Source organism: Kitasatospora nipponensis, from assembly GCF_039528135.1.
Taxonomy (GTDB): domain Bacteria; phylum Actinomycetota; class Actinomycetes; order Streptomycetales; family Streptomycetaceae; genus Kitasatospora; species Kitasatospora nipponensis.
Window position 1 is genome coordinate 1 of sequence record NZ_BAAALF010000948.1, and the last position, 580, is coordinate 580.

The 580-nt window shown below is 72.6% G+C and carries 1 protein-coding gene; it reads right to left on the bottom strand.

Features of this window, described 5'->3' with window-relative positions:
- The coding region (locus ABD323_RS44235; RefSeq protein WP_344447641.1) for an alkaline phosphatase family protein at positions 1 to 580 on the bottom strand (580 nt) is incomplete at both ends.

Sequence of the window (580 nt, forward strand, 5' to 3'; positions counted from 1 at the left end):
CACCGGTCGGGGTGTGCCCGTGGTCGGCGGTGACCATGATCAGCCAGTCCTCCTGGGCGTACGTGGCGCGCCCCCGGACCGCGGCCACGATCTGGCCGACCTGACCGTCCACGCCCTGGATCGCGTCCAGGTACCCCTGACTGGCCGAGCCGCTCGCGTGGCCCGCGTGGTCGACGTTGTCGAGCTGGACGAAGACCGCGTCCGGGTTGGTGTCCCGGATCCTGGCCACCGCGCGGGAGGGGGCGCCGACGTCGTACCCGGCGCTCGGGGTGGCCCCCCGGGTGCGGACCGTGGCCGAGTAGATGGTGTCGGGGATCGGCGCCCAGGAGGCCACCACGTAGGTGGACAGCGCCGCGTTGGCCCGCTCCACCCGGGTCAGCCAGTCCGGGTAGGTGGCGAAGTCGGGCGCGGTGAAGTTGTTGTCCTTGACGTTGTGCTTGTCCGGCCAGACGCCGGTGGCGATGGTGGTCCAGCCGGGGCCGGAGGAGGTGGCGGCCATCGGGTTGGCGTACAGGCTGCTGGCGGCGGTCAGCCCGCCGGCCATCAGAGCGTCCAGGTTCGGCGCGTCGGCGTCCTTGAT